Below are 13,707 nucleotides of genomic sequence, written 5' to 3'. Positions count from 1 at the left end.
TCTCAACCCGGTTCGTCTCATGTCTCGTTTGATTACCCTTCTGCTGCTGCTCGTTACGTGCGGCGCATCTGCCAGTATTGTCAGTGAACAACGTGTTCCTGCCCGTTATATGCAAACCACCGAAAATGCCGATATCTGGGCGCAGGTGGGCGACAGAGTGGTGACTGTCGGCAATATCCGCGCCGGACAAATCCTCGCCGTGGTGCCGGGTGCGGATGATGACTACGCGTTTCGTTTCGGTTTTGGCAGCGGGTTTATCGACAAAGGCCATCTGGAGGCGGTATCGGGCGACCAACGCGTGGAAGATAGCCTGGGCGATCTGCATAAGCCGCTCAGTAACCAGAATCTGATCACCTGGCAGGACACGCCGCTGTATAACGCCCCGGATAACACCAGCCCGCAGTTTGGTACGTTGGCGGAAAATCTGCGTTACCCCATTATCAATAAGCTGAAAGACAGACTGAACCTGACTTGGTTTCAGATCCGCATCGGCAACCGGCTGGCATGGGTCAGCAGTCTTGACGCGCAAGAAGATAATGGCCTGCCGGTGCTGACTTATCACCATATTCTGCGCGATGAAGAGAACACGCGTTTTCGTCACACCTCGACCACGACCTCGGTGCGCGCCTTCACTAACCAGATGACCTGGCTGCGCGACCAGCGTTACACCACGTTGTCGATGTACCAACTGGAAGGCTACGTGCGTAACCGCATGAATTTGCCCGCGCGATCGGTGGTTATCACCTTTGATGATGGACTGAAATCCGTCAGCCGTTACGCGTATCCGATCCTGCATGGCTACGGTTTTAAGGCGACGGCGTTTATTATCTCGTCGCGCATTAAATTACTACCGCAGAAGTGGGATCCACAGTCATTGCAGTTTATGAGCGTGTCGGAACTGAACAGCATTCAGGATGTGTTTGATGTGCAGTCGCACACCCATTTTCTGCACAGGGTTGATGCGGCGATGCACCCGATTCTGCTCAGCCGCAGTTATCACAATATTTTGTTTGATTTTAAACACTCGCGCCGTGCGCTGGCGCAGTTCAACCCACATGTACTCTATCTGTCGTATCCGTTTGGCGGCTATAACGATAACGCGGTGAAAGCGGCGAATGACGCGGGTTTCCATCTGGCGGTTACCACAGTGCGGGGAAAAGTGAAGCCGGGCGATAACCCGTTTTTACTGAAGCGAGTGTATGTGTTGAAAACGGATTCGCTGGAGACAATGTCGCGGCTGATCAGTAATCAGCCGCAGGGGTAGGGCATCAGGCAACCTGAACCGGCACGGCTTTCGCGGTGCGTTTCATCTCGTTGTCGCCATCAAAATAGGCCACTTTCGGCTGCCAGCTACGGGCAACTTCATCCGGCATGGTGACGTAGCTGGCGATAATCAGGATATCGCCCACGTCCGCGCAGTGTGCCGCCGCGCCGTTAACAGAAATGATTCGGGAACCGCGCTCGCCAGCAATCGCGTAAGTTGAAAAGCGTTTGCCGTTGGTCACGTTATAAATATCGATGGCTTCGTATTCCAGAATACCAGCCGCCTCAAGGAAATCCTGGTCAATGGCGCAGGAACCTTCGTAATGCAGGTCTGCCTGCGTCACTTTGACGCGGTGGAGCTTGCCTTGCAGCATAGTGCGGATCATAAATTAAACCTTTATTGCTGATAATTAACCTGAAAACGGGGGGCAGCTCCATGCATATTCCCCGTCTGTTTTCCGTACGCCCGAACCGGCGTGCAGAGGAGTATTGCCCGATTTATTCGCCCTGTCTAGCGGGCGAATTCGACCACTTTATTGTCGATAAGCCGCGCCTGACCAAGCCAGGCCGCCATCAAAATGACCGCACGTTGGCTGCTTTCGGACAGCGCTTGCAGGGTGTCCGCGTCGCGGATTTGAATATCATCGGCGCGCAAACCGGCGTCGTTGATTTCCTGCTCCGCAATGACCACCAACTCTTCAACATTGCGCTCGCCCGCCTGCAATTTTGTGGCGATGGCATTCATCACTTTGCTTAATGCCGGGGCGATTTTGCGCTGATCGGCGGTGAGATAACCGTTGCGCGAACTGAGCGCCAGGCCATCTTTCGCCCGCACGGTCGGTACGCCGACAATCTCAATGTCGTAGCCCATATCAGCGACCATTTTGCGGATCAACTGCAACTGCTGGTAATCCTTCTCGCCGAAGCAGGCGATATCTGGCTGTACCAGGTTAAACAGTTTGCTGACGATGGTCGACACGCCGCGAAAATGGCCAGGACGGCTTGCGCCTTCCAGCATCGTCGAAATGCCCGGCACATCGACATAGGTTTGGCTATCGGTGCCCTGCGGGTAGATATCCGCAGGTGCGGGAGCAAAAACGAAATCAACTTTGCGTTTATTCAGTTTTTCGCAATCTTGTTGCAGCGTACGCGGGTAGCGCACCAGATCGTCTGGCCTGTCGAACTGCATCGGGTTGACGAAAATGCTCACCACCACCACATCGGCGCGGGCTTTGGCTTCGTCGACCAGTTTCATGTGACCATCGTGCAGGTTGCCCATCGTTGGCACCAGCGCAATGCGTTTTCCTTCCTGGCGCAATCTGCGGATATGCTGACGCAGCAGCGGGAGGGTTTCAATAATCAACACACCTTGGCTCCTTAATGGAAACTGTGCTCTTCGCCCGGATAAACCCCGGACTCGACTTCCGCCACATACTGCCTGACGGCGGCGCGCATGTCGCCTGCTTCACTGAGGAAATTCTTGGCAAATTTAGGGATATGCCCGCCGGTAATGCCAAACGCGTCGTGCATCACCAGGATCTGCCCGTCGGTCACATTGCCTGCGCCAATCCCGATTACCGGAATGGTTAATGCTGCGGTAATGCGCTCTGCCAACTCAACCGGTACGCACTCCAGCACCAGCAACTGCGCGCCTGCCGCTTCCAGCGCCAACGCATCGTCATAAAGCCCTTGAGCCGCTTCACCGCGCCCCTGGACTTTATAGCCGCCGAAAATATTCACCGACTGCGGCGTTAATCCGAGATGACCGCACACCGGAACGGCGCGTTCGGTGAGCATTTTCACCGTCGGCGCCAGCCAGCGACCGCCTTCGATTTTCACCATATTGGCCCCGGCACGCATCACCGTGGCGGAGTGTTCAAACGCCTGTTCCGGTGTGGCATAAGCCATGAAGGGGAGATCGGCGAGCAGCAGGCAAGCGGGCGCGCCACGGCGCACGGCCTGCGTGTGATAAGCGATATCCGCCACCGTCACCGGCAGGGTAGAGTCATGACCTTGAACCGTCATTCCTAACGAATCACCAACCAGCATGACGTTAATCCCTTCTTCGGCAAACAGTTTTGCGAAGCTGTAGTCGTATGCGGTGATAGTGGCGAAGCGTTTTTTCTCTTGCTTGCATTTGAGCAGCCACGAAAGGGTAGTGGGTTTCATAGCGTTTCCTGATAGTCGAAAGCGATTCTGGCGCATTCTATCAGCAACATTCAGACGGGCAATGATTTTAGGCAACCCATTGGCGCGGGTCACAAAGAAAGGACGGAATTACCAGGCATCGGGTTTTGGCGCGTTCAGGCGCGCAAGAATGGCCTGCAAGGATTCGCCATCCGGGAAGTGCAGATCAGGGGCGATTTCAAACAGCGGCCACAGCATAAACCCGCGGTTTTTCATGTCGTAATGGGGAACGGTGAGGCACTCGGTGTTCAGCGTGATATCGCCAAACAGCATGATGTCGAGGTCGAGCGAGCGCGGTCCCCAGCGTTCGGCTTTGCGAACGCGGCCCTGTTGCAATTCAATGCGTTGGGTATGGTCGAGCAGGGCTTCTGGCGCAAGGTCGGTTTTCAGCGCCACGGCGGCATTGAGATAATCCGGTTGATCCGGTGGCCCGAGCGGGGGAGTGCGGTACAGCGAGGACACCGCCACGATACGGCTGTTGGGGATCTCGCCAATGGCAGCAATCGCGGCGTTAACCTGATCGAGCGGTGAGGCCAGATTGCTGCCCAGCGCGATATACGCGAGGGTCACGCACTGCCCTCGCGGCGCGGGGTGCGTTTACGCGGGCGGCGGTGGCGACGGCGTTCAGCCGGTTCTTCGCCTAAATCGTCCAGCATATGTTTTTGCGTTGGCGGCGCGGAAACCTGGAACTCACCCCACCATTTCGCCAGGCGTTGCAGTTCGCTGTTGTTTTCCGCTTCGGCCCGCAGCGCCAGCAAATCATAGGCGGCGCGGAATTTCGGGTGCTCCATCAGCTTCCACGCACGTTTACCCTGGCGGCGGGACATCCGCAGTTGCAACTGCCAGATATCGCGAATCAGCGTGGTAATGCGTTTCGGGATCGCCAGCGAACGGCAGGCTTCGTCGAGCACGTCATTCATCGCCAGCGCGAAAGCATCGTAATAGGCCAGCCCGCCTTCTTGCGTAATACGCTGCGCGTTCTCCAGCAGCGGATACCAGAACATCGCGGCAAACAGGAACGCTGGGTTAACGCGCATATCATTACGAATGCGGTTATCGGTGTTCTTCAGCACCTGATCGATAATGCGCTCCATCGGGCTATCACCTTTTTCGGTGAAATAGCGGGTGATGGTCGGGAACAGGGGCTGGAACAGGCCATACTGGCGCAGCAACTGGCAAGTGTCGTATCCGTGACCCGCTTGCAGCAGCTTAAGGGACTCTTCAAACAGACGCGCCGGCGGCACATCGTTAATTAAGGTTGCAAGGCGAGGAATCGGTTCGGCGGTTTTTTCACTGATTTGCATACCGAGCTTGGCGGCGAAACGCACCGCGCGCAGCATGCGCACTGGATCTTCGCGGTAGCGGGTTTCCGGGTCGCCAATCAGACGGATAACGCCCTCTTCGAGGTCGCGCATACCGCCGACGTAATCGCGCACGGTAAAATCAGCGACGCTGTAATAAAGGCTGTTGATGGTGAAGTCGCGACGTTGAGCATCTTCTTCAATCGAGCCGAAAATGTTATCGCGCAGCAGCATGCCGTTCTGCCCGCGTTGGGAGATGGTGCGATCGGTTTGTTGATCATCATGGTGACCACGGAAAGTGGCGACTTCGATGATTTCCGGCCCGAACATGACATGCGCCAGGCGGAAACGACGGCCAACCAGACGGCAGTTGCGGAACAGTTTACGCACCTGATCCGGCGTCGCACTGGTCGTCACGTCAAAATCTTTTGGTTTTTTGCCCAGCAATAAGTCGCGCACACCGCCGCCTACCAGGTAAGCGTCATAGCCCGCTTTGTTCAGACGATAGAGCACCTTGAGCGCATTTTCACTGATATCTTTGCGGGAAATAGCGTGCTGCTCACGCGGAATAACCGTCATTTGCGATTGGGCCATCGCCTCAACAACCATGCTTTCTTCGCGGCTCAGCACCTTACGGCAAAAATTAGCGACTCGGGTAAAAATAGTACACCTCGGTAGTGTCAGACGTCAGGACAAAAAATAGCGGCTAATCATAGCTCAGCGCGAGGCATTTGAGAATGCCGTATTCGCATCCCGCGTTACAGGTACACGAGAAAGCGTCCAGTTCGCCGCTGCCTTTTCCAGCAATGCATCGATGCGCAGATCCTGCCACTCTTTTGTTACATCCTGGTTCAAAAATTGTAAAGCCCTGATTAATATGGGCCGCGGATCGCCAGCCGGTAAGGCAGGCGCGTGATTCTGTTTGGAGAGCTTATTGCCCTGTTCGTTAAGCGCCAGCGGTAAATGAATATACCCCGGAACCGTCCAACCAAGCTGTTGATAGAGCGAAATTTGCCGCACTGTTGGCTCAATCAAATCCGCGCCGCGCACAATTTCCGTCACGCCCTGATAATTGTCATCGACCACAACGGCCAGGTTGTAAGCAAACAGCCCATCACGGCGGTGAATAATGAAATCTTCGCGCGCCAGTTTTTCATCGGCGACGATACGGCCAAGCAAGCGATCTTGAAATTCCAGTACCGGCTGGCGTTGCAGCAGACGTACCGCAGCGTTTTGCGGGCCGTTATACAGCAGGCGGCAATGGCCGTCATAAATGCCGCCGACGCTTTGAATGCGCGCCCGTGTGCAGGTGCAAAAATAACTTAACCCTTCACGTTGCAGCGTTTCCAGCACCTCGCGGTAGGCGTTATGCCGTTGGGATTGCCACAGCACATCACCGTCCCACTGTAAACCATAGTGTTCGAGCTGACGTAAAATAGTGTTGGCCGCGCCGGGAACTTCGCGAGGGGGATCAATATCTTCGATGCGTACGAGCCACACGCCTTGTTGCGCGCGCGCTTGCAGGTAGCTGCCGAGAGCGGCAATTAATGAACCAAAATGCAGTTCACCGGATGGGGATGGCGCAAAGCGCCCGATATAGTGTGATTCAGGCATGTCGACGGGCAAAAAAATATAGGGCGGGAATCACTCCCGCCGTATAAGACGCACCACGCCTTAGCGATGCGCCATCAGAGATGTCGGGGGATTAACCCGCCATCTGTTTTTCGCGGATTTCCGCCAGGGTTTTGCAGTCGATGCACAAATCGGCAGTCGGACGCGCTTCCAGACGACGGATACCGATTTCAACGCCGCAGGACTCGCAGAAACCGAAATCTTCGTCTTCTACTTTTTTCAGCGTTTTTTCGATCTTTTTAATCAGCTTGCGCTCGCGATCACGATTTCGCAGTTCCAGACTGAACTCTTCTTCCTGAGCGGCACGGTCAACCGGATCCGGGAAGTTAGCTGCTTCGTCCTGCATATGCGTGACGGTGCGATCGACTTCATCCCTAAGTTGATTACGCCATGCTTCAAGAATTCGCTTGAAGTGCGACAGCTGGGCTTCGTTCATATACTCTTCGCCCGGTTTCTCTTGATACGGCTCCACCCCAGCGATGGCGAGAATACTCAGGGACGATGTTTTACGGTTTTGCCCTTCTTGCATGTTGCTTCTCCTTAACACGCACTATCGATCCCCGTGTGGGGGAAAAATCAGGCCGCTATAAATAGCAGATGCTTTTACGGATGGCAAATATCTAAACGTAACACTTGACAACCCTGTGAAGAAAAGCGTATTTGCGCACGCGACCAAAACACTTATTCGTCAATCGCTTGCCTTTCGAGCGTAAAAGGTAGCGGCAAGCTAAGAGTGATATTACGAGCAGAAAGTTCCGCTTTATAAGCAATAACTTCTACCCCCCGGCGTTGTGCTTCACATAATAATCGTGCGTATTCCTCGTCAATATGGCGTGCGGGAGAAAAATGTTCAACGGCGGAATGCAAAACGGCAAACAGAATAACCGCGCGATCGCCATTGGCCGCTACGCTCATTAATTCCCGTAAATGCTTCTGGCCTCTAAGCGTTACTGCATCCGGGAAATAACCTGACTGCTGCTCGGCGAGCGTGACCGATTTCACTTCAATATAGCAGTTGCGCCTGCCGTCCGCCTGCAACAGAAAATCAATTCTGCTACGCTCCGCACCATATTTTACTTCGCTTTTCAGCGAGCTATAGCCAGTCAGCTCCGGCAGGCGGTCAGCGAGTATCGCTTCCTTCGTCAACATATTTGCCCGTTGCGTATTAACGCAAATAAATGCGCCTTTTTGCGTTTGAGTTAATTCCCAAGTGTGAGCATATTTGCGCTTAGGATTATTCGAAACGGAATACCAAACCGTGTCGCCAGGCGTAGCGCAACCGGTCATTGCGCCGGTATTCGGGCAGTGTAATGTCAGGGTTTCACCTTCTGGTGTTACCACATCCGCCAGAAAACGCTTATAGCGCAAAATAAGCGTGGCGGATTTAAGCGGCGGGACGAACTCCATATGAAATCCTTATATTTTTAGCGTCCAGCGATTCAGCGGCGTATAGCGAGTACGGCCCTGGATAAATTGCGATTCATACAAAACAAATTCGCTGACCTGAAAAGACCAGCGAAACCCCGGCGGCGGGATGGTGACCGCGTGGCTGGCATCGCGCAGCAACGTAATATGCGGGTGAAACGGCTGCGGGCTTTGGTAACAGCCGCTGCGTGAAGCTTGCGCGCGCAGCATATCAGCCAGTTGCAATAGCCCGCGCGGCGGCTGGCGAGAACCCAGCCATACCACCCTTGAGCGCAGCCAGTGCCCGGCGTCATCCAGATTGAGCGTGAAACCTGCCTGGCGGATTCGCCCGGCAAGGGATTCCAGCGCCCGCTGTTTTTCCGCACTGATATCGCCAAGAAACGCCAGCGTCAGATGCAAATTCGCCGTGGCAATTGGGCGTCCGGCTTCTGGTGAAAAGTGCTGTGCGCGCCACTGAACCACCTGCGTTTGGATATCGGCGGGCAGTTCGAGGGCAAAAAACAGCCTTTTGGATTCGGGCATGAAGTGGCCTCGGTAATGATTTGTGGCGATGTTATACTGCTGGCCGCCTTCTGTTAACCCCCCTGGAGCTTTCGTGTCCTCACTGCCGGTTGCCGCTGTTCTACCCGATATTCTTGCTGCGCTGCAAAGCGCGTCGCAGGTGCTGTTAAGCGCCCCGACCGGTGCGGGGAAATCCACATGGTTACCGCTGCAACTGCTGCAACAAGGCGATATCCGCGGGCGAATTTTATTGCTCGAACCCCGGCGTCTGGCGGCGCGTAATGTCGCGCAGCGGCTGGCGGAAATCCTCAATGAACAGCCTGGCGAAACGGTCGGTTACCGCATGCGTGCGGAAACGTGTGTTGGGCCGAACACACGCCTTGAAGTGGTCACCGAGGGGATTCTGACGCGTCTCATCCAGAACGATCCTGAGCTCAGCGGCGTGGGGCTGGTGATCCTTGATGAATTCCACGAGCGCAGCTTGCAGGCGGATCTCGCGCTGGCGCTGCTGCTGGACGTGCAGCAAGGGCTGCGGGACGACCTCAAATTGCTGATCATGTCCGCGACGCTGGATAACGACCGTTTGCAGGCGCTGTTGCCGGACGCGCCAACGATTGTTTCCGCAGGCCGCGCCTTTCCGGTTGATCAACGTTACCAGGCTTTACCTACCCATCTGCGTTTTGATGAAGCGGTGGCGCAAGCGACTGCCGAATTATTGCGCAGCGAAACCGGTTCGCTATTGCTGTTTTTGCCAGGCGTTGGCGAAATCCAGCGCGTGCAGGAGCAGCTCGCGTCGCGCGTCGGCAGCGATACGCTGCTTTGCCCTTTATATGGCGCATTGCCGCTCAGTGAGCAGCGCAAAGCGATTTTGCCCGCACCTGCCGGGCAGCGAAAAGTGGTGCTGGCAACGAATATTGCCGAAACCAGTTTGACCATCGAAGGGATTCGCCTGGTGGTGGACAGCGCCCAGGAGCGTGTGGCGCGTTTTGATGCCCGCAGTGGGCTAACGCGGCTGATCACGCAGCGGGTCAGCGTAGCGTCGATGACCCAGCGTGCCGGGCGTGCTGGTCGCCTTGAGCCGGGGATTTGCTTGCATTTACTCGGCAAAGAGCAGGCGGAGCGCGCAGCGGCGCAAAGTAGCCCGGAAATCCGGCACAGTGATTTATCCGGCTTGTTGATGGAACTGTTGCAGTGGGGATGCCAGGATCCCGCACAGCTGAGCTGGCTGGATATGCCTCCAGCGGCCAATCTGGCAGCCGCGCGTAAGCTGCTAAGCCAGCTTCAGGCGCTGGAAGACGAAAGGTTAACGCCGTTTGGCATGAAAATGGCGGCGCTCGGTAACGATCCGCGTCTTGCCGCCATGCTGGTGAGGGCCCAGGGTGTCGATGAAATCGCGACGGCGGCGAAGCTTGCCGCCATCCTGGAAGAGCCGCCCCGCGCCGGGAACAGCGATTTAAGCGCGGCATTTTCACGCGATCAGGCGAACTGGCAACAGCGCGCGCGCCAGCTTGCGCGAAGGCTGAAAAGCAACGGCGGTGAGCCGGACAGTGCAGCGCTGGCAGAGCTGTTAGCCAGCGCATTTGCCGATCGCATCGCGCGGCGGCGTGGTCAACAGGGGCGTTATCAACTGGCAAATGGTATGGGCGCGACGCTGGATGCCGATGATGCGCTCAACCGCCATGAATGGCTGGTCGCACCGCTATTGTTGCAAGGCAGCCAGTCGCCGGATGCGCGCATTTTACTGGCGCTGCCGCTGGATATAGAGGCGCTGGTCGCCCGCTGCCCGCAGTTGTTACAGCAGTCGGACACCGTTGAATGGGACGATGCGCAAGGCACGCTGAAAGCCTTTCGCCGCCGCCAGATTGGGCAACTGACGCTGAGCGCGCAGCCGCTGGCGAAACCCTCGGAAGCGGAGTTGCACCAGGCGATGCTGAACGGTATTCGCGATAAAGGCTTGCGGGTGCTGAACTGGACGGCGGACGCTGAGCAGCTGCGTTTACGTTTACACTGCGCGGCGAAATGGCTACCGGAAAACGACTGGCCGGCGGTCGATGACGCGTCGCTGCTGGACAATCTTGAGCAGTGGCTGCTGCCGCAAATGGGCGGCATTCGCTCGCTGCGCGATCTCAAGGCGCTTGATGTTACGCAGGCGTTACAAAACGCGATGCCGTGGTCGTTACGTCAACGGCTGGATAGTGAGCTGCCTGGGCATTACACTGTGCCGACGGGAAGCCGGATAGCTATTCGGTATCACGAAGATAACCCACCTGCGCTGGCGGTGCGGATGCAGGAGATGTTTGGCGAGGCGACCACGCCGACCATTGCGCAAGGGCGCGTGGCGCTGGTACTGGAGCTGCTTTCACCTGCGCAACGGCCATTACAAATTACGCGTGATTTAAGCGCGTTTTGGGCGGGAGCCTACCGCGAAGTGCAAAAAGAGATGAAAGGGCGTTACCCAAAACATGTCTGGCCGGACGATCCGGCGAACACCGCTCCCACGCGGCGTACCAAAAAGTATTCATAGCGCTGACGCGCGTAGCGTCATTCAGCAATGCTATAAATTGAGAGATTTCTTCTTCTGCCCGCGCGCAGAAGAACTGAGAATCAGGCCCTTGCGCCTGAACGTTGCGGAGAGTAAAGCATGGCGGGGAATGACCGCGAGCCAATTGGACGTAAAGGTAAACCTGCGCGTCCGGCGAAAGAAAAAGTGAGTCGTCGTCGACTTCGGGAAGAGGAGTACGACGATTACGAAGATGACAACGAGGGAGAACCCATGCCGAAAAAGGGGAGAGGCAAAGGCAAGAAGCCACGCGGTAAACGCGGCTGGTTCTGGCTGTTGTTAAAAATTTCCATCGTCTTAGCGGTATTGATCGCCATTTATGGCGTCTATCTGGATCAAAAAATCCGTGCCCGTATCGACGGTAAAGTCTGGCAACTGCCGGCTGCGGTGTATGGCCGAATGGTCAACCTCGAACCGGATATGGCCATCAGTAAAAATGAGATGGTGAAACTGCTGGAAGCCACACAGTATCGCCAGGTGACGAAGATGACGCGTCCCGGCGAATTTACCGTGCAGGCGCAAAGCATTGAGATGATCCGCCGTCCGTTTGATTTCCCGGACAGTAAAGAAGGGCAGGTACGCGCGCGTCTGACCTTTGATGGCGATCGCCTGGAAACCATTGAGAACATGGACAGCAACCGCCAGTTCGGTTTCTTCCGTCTCGATCCGCGCCTGATTACGATGCTCTCGTCGCCAAACGGCGAACAGCGCCTGTTTGTGGCGCGCAATGGCTTCCCGGATCTGCTGGTGGACACGCTGCTGGCGACCGAAGACCGCCATTTCTATGAGCATGACGGCATCAGCTTCTACTCGATTGGCCGTGCGGTGCTGGCTAACCTGACGGCCGGTCGCACGGTGCAAGGCGCAAGCACGCTGACGCAGCAGCTGGTGAAAAACCTGTTCCTCAGCAGCGAGCGTTCTTACTGGCGTAAAGCTAACGAAGCCTATATGGCGCTGATTGTCGATGCCCGCTACAGCAAGGATCGCATTCTTGAGCTGTATATGAACGAGGTCTACCTCGGTCAGAGCGGCGACAATGAGATCCGCGGCTTCCCGCTGGCGAGCCTCTATTACTTTGGCCGCCCGGTTGAAGAGTTGAGCCTTGATCAGCAAGCGTTGCTGGTGGGCATGGTGAAAGGGGCGTCGGTCTATAACCCGTGGCGTAATCCGAAATTGGCGCTGGAGCGTCGCAACCTGGTGCTGCGTCTGCTGCAACAGCAGAATGTCATCGATCAGGAACTGTATGACATGCTGAGTGCTCGCCCGCTGGGTGTGCAGCCGCGCGGCGGGGTGATTTCACCGCAGCCCGCGTTTATGCAGATGGTGCGCCAGGAGTTGCAGGCCAAACTGGGCGATAAAGTGAAAGATCTCTCCGGCGTGAAGATCTTTACCACCTTTGATTCCGTGGCGCAGGATGCCGCTGAAAAAGCCGCTGTGGAAGGCATTCCAGCGCTAATCAAACAGCGTAAATTGTCCGACCTTGAAACCGCAATGGTGGTGGTTGACCGCTATACCGGTGAAGTTCGGGCGATGGTCGGCGGTTCAACGCCGCAGTTCGCTGGTTACAACCGTGCGATGCAGGCGCGCCGTTCGATTGGTTCGCTGGCGAAACCGGCCACCTATCTGACGGCGTTGAGCCAGCCGAATATTTATCGTCTCAACACCTGGATTGCGGATGCGCCGATTTCATTGCGCCTGTCCAACGGCCAGGTGTGGTCTCCGCAGAACGATGATCGCCGTTTTAGCGGCCAGGTAATGCTGGTCGACGCGCTGACCCGTTCAATGAACGTGCCGACCGTGAACCTTGGTATGGCGGTAGGCTTACCGGCGGTAACGGATACCTGGCAGAAACTCGGCGCACCGAAAAATCAACTGACCGGCATGCCGTCGATGTTGCTCGGAGCGTTGAACCTGACGCCGATCGAAGTGGCGCAGGCGTTCCAGACCATCGCCAGCGGCGGTAACCGCGCACCGCTTTCCGCGCTGCGTTCGGTGATTGCCGAAGACGGTTCGGTGTTGTACCAGAGCTTCCCGCAGGCCGAGCGCGCAGTGCCGGCGCAGGCGGCGTATATGACGCTGTGGACGATGCAACAGGTTATCCAGCGCGGTACTGGCCGCCAGCTTGGCGCGAAATATCCGGGCTTACACCTGGCGGGTAAAACCGGCACCACCAACAATAACGTTGATACCTGGTTTGCCGGTATCGACGGGCGCGAAGTGACCATTACCTGGGTGGGCCGCGATAATAACCAGCCGACCAAACTGTACGGTGCCAGCGGCGCGATGGCGATTTACCAGCGTTATCTGCAAAACCAGTCGCCGATCCCGCTGGATCTGACTCCGCCGGAAGACATTACCGATATGGGCGTTGACGATATGGGTAATTTTGTCTGCGGTGGCGGCGGTGTCCGTTCGGTACCGGTGTGGACCACCAATCCGGACGCGCTGTGCCAGCAAAATCAGATGCAGCCGCAAACGGGGAATCCGTTTGATCAATCGACGCAGCCACAACAGCAACCGCAGCAACAGCCGCCGCAGCAGGAAGAGAAAAGTGATGGCGTAGCGGGTTGGATTAAAGACATGTTCGGCAGTAACTAAGCCATAACGGATAAGCCGTCATTGTTAAGGACAAAAACCCCCAACTGAAAAGTCTGGGGGTTTTTTATTTCCCGTTATCTAAAACATTCGAATAACGTTGCGTTAAAACCCCTTTAATACCTAATTAACCACCTGCTTTTTAGCTGGTTATTTCTTCAGCCTTTAAGCGGCGCCAGATGGCATTCCGCTTGCTATGCATACAACGCTTCGCATATTATTCTGCGGTCATAATAATAATTC

Annotated in this window: 12 protein-coding genes; 3 read left to right on the top strand and 9 right to left on the bottom strand. The window is 56.1% G+C overall.

Going from position 1 to position 13,707, the window contains the following annotated elements:
- Positions 1 to 19: 19 nt before the first annotated feature.
- Positions 20 to 1,264: a polysaccharide deacetylase family protein gene (locus AAEY27_RS18055; RefSeq protein ID WP_342322180.1), complete on the top strand. Its 1,245-nt coding sequence runs from the start codon at positions 20 to 22 to the stop codon at positions 1,262 to 1,264.
- A 4-nt stretch (positions 1,265 to 1,268) separates the two neighbouring features.
- Here AAEY27_RS18055 and panD read toward each other — a convergent pair whose 3' ends face one another.
- The 9 genes from panD to thpR all read right to left on the bottom strand — a co-directional run bounded on the left by panD (position 1,269) and on the right by thpR (position 8,330).
- Complete coding sequence (gene panD, locus AAEY27_RS18050) at positions 1,269 to 1,649, bottom strand: aspartate 1-decarboxylase (RefSeq protein WP_342322179.1); 381 nt, start codon at positions 1,647 to 1,649, stop codon at positions 1,269 to 1,271.
- A 125-nt stretch (positions 1,650 to 1,774) separates the two neighbouring features.
- Entirely contained in the window at positions 1,775 to 2,629 is an 855-nt protein-coding gene (gene panC, locus AAEY27_RS18045) for a pantoate--beta-alanine ligase (RefSeq protein WP_342322178.1), read from the bottom strand.
- Positions 2,630 to 2,640: 11 nt separating this feature from the next.
- Positions 2,641 to 3,432, bottom strand: a complete 792-nt coding sequence (panB, locus tag AAEY27_RS18040; protein ID WP_342322177.1) for a 3-methyl-2-oxobutanoate hydroxymethyltransferase — start codon at positions 3,430 to 3,432, stop codon at positions 2,641 to 2,643.
- Between the two features lie 108 nt (positions 3,433 to 3,540).
- Positions 3,541 to 4,020, bottom strand: a complete 480-nt coding sequence (gene folK, locus AAEY27_RS18035; RefSeq protein ID WP_342322176.1) for a 2-amino-4-hydroxy-6-hydroxymethyldihydropteridine diphosphokinase — start codon at positions 4,018 to 4,020, stop codon at positions 3,541 to 3,543.
- Positions 4,017 to 5,414 carry a polynucleotide adenylyltransferase PcnB gene (pcnB, locus tag AAEY27_RS18030; RefSeq protein ID WP_342325631.1) on the bottom strand — a complete coding sequence of 466 codons (1,398 nt, stop codon included), beginning with the start codon at positions 5,412 to 5,414 and terminating at the stop codon, positions 4,017 to 4,019. The genes folK and pcnB overlap by 4 nt, the downstream gene beginning before the upstream one ends.
- Positions 5,415 to 5,468: 54 nt before the next feature.
- Positions 5,469 to 6,365 carry a tRNA glutamyl-Q(34) synthetase GluQRS gene (gluQRS, locus tag AAEY27_RS18025; RefSeq protein ID WP_342322175.1) on the bottom strand — a complete coding sequence of 299 codons (897 nt, stop codon included), beginning with the start codon at positions 6,363 to 6,365 and terminating at the stop codon, positions 5,469 to 5,471.
- Positions 6,366 to 6,456: 91 nt separating this feature from the next.
- Complete coding sequence (gene dksA / locus AAEY27_RS18020) at positions 6,457 to 6,912, bottom strand: RNA polymerase-binding protein DksA (RefSeq protein ID WP_012016093.1); 456 nt, start codon at positions 6,910 to 6,912, stop codon at positions 6,457 to 6,459.
- A 152-nt stretch (positions 6,913 to 7,064) separates the two neighbouring features.
- Complete coding sequence (gene sfsA, locus AAEY27_RS18015; RefSeq protein ID WP_342322174.1) at positions 7,065 to 7,790, bottom strand: DNA/RNA nuclease SfsA; 726 nt, start codon at positions 7,788 to 7,790, stop codon at positions 7,065 to 7,067.
- A gap of 9 nt (positions 7,791 to 7,799) precedes the next feature.
- Entirely contained in the window at positions 7,800 to 8,330 is a 531-nt protein-coding gene (gene thpR, locus AAEY27_RS18010) for an RNA 2',3'-cyclic phosphodiesterase (RefSeq protein WP_342322173.1), read from the bottom strand.
- A gap of 73 nt (positions 8,331 to 8,403) precedes the next feature.
- Between thpR and hrpB the strand changes: the two genes are divergently transcribed.
- Positions 8,404 to 10,833 (top strand): ATP-dependent helicase HrpB, encoded by a 2,430-nt coding sequence (hrpB, locus tag AAEY27_RS18005; RefSeq protein ID WP_342322172.1) that lies wholly within the window; start codon positions 8,404 to 8,406, stop codon positions 10,831 to 10,833.
- 117 nt (positions 10,834 to 10,950) lie between these two features.
- Positions 10,951 to 13,467, top strand: a complete 2,517-nt coding sequence (gene mrcB / locus AAEY27_RS18000) for a bifunctional glycosyl transferase/transpeptidase (RefSeq protein WP_342322171.1) — start codon at positions 10,951 to 10,953, stop codon at positions 13,465 to 13,467.
- Positions 13,468 to 13,707: the final 240 nt, after the last annotated feature.

Source organism: Kosakonia sp. BYX6, assembly GCF_038449125.1.
GTDB lineage: Bacteria > Pseudomonadota > Gammaproteobacteria > Enterobacterales > Enterobacteriaceae > Kosakonia > Kosakonia calanthes.
This window is presented reverse-complemented; position numbering and strand designations above follow the sequence as displayed.

Bases quoted from the DNA above. Each gene is read 5' to 3' on its own strand.
- AAEY27_RS18055 (WP_342322180.1), top strand. From the start codon at position 20: ATGTCTCGTTTGATTACCCTTCTGCTGCTGCTCGTTACGTGCGGCGCA.
- panD (WP_342322179.1), bottom strand. From the start codon at position 1,649: ATGATCCGCACTATGCTGCAAGGCAAGCTCCACCGCGTCAAAGTGACG.
- panB (WP_342322177.1), bottom strand. From the start codon at position 3,432: ATGAAACCCACTACCCTTTCGTGGCTGCTCAAATGCAAGCAAGAGAAA.
- gluQRS (WP_342322175.1), bottom strand. From the start codon at position 6,365: ATGCCTGAATCACACTATATCGGGCGCTTTGCGCCATCCCCATCCGGT.
- dksA (WP_012016093.1), bottom strand. From the start codon at position 6,912: ATGCAAGAAGGGCAAAACCGTAAAACATCGTCCCTGAGTATTCTCGCC.
- sfsA (WP_342322174.1), bottom strand. From the start codon at position 7,790: ATGGAGTTCGTCCCGCCGCTTAAATCCGCCACGCTTATTTTGCGCTAT.
- thpR (WP_342322173.1), bottom strand. From the start codon at position 8,330: ATGCCCGAATCCAAAAGGCTGTTTTTTGCCCTCGAACTGCCCGCCGAT.
- mrcB (WP_342322171.1), top strand. From the start codon at position 10,951: ATGGCGGGGAATGACCGCGAGCCAATTGGACGTAAAGGTAAACCTGCG.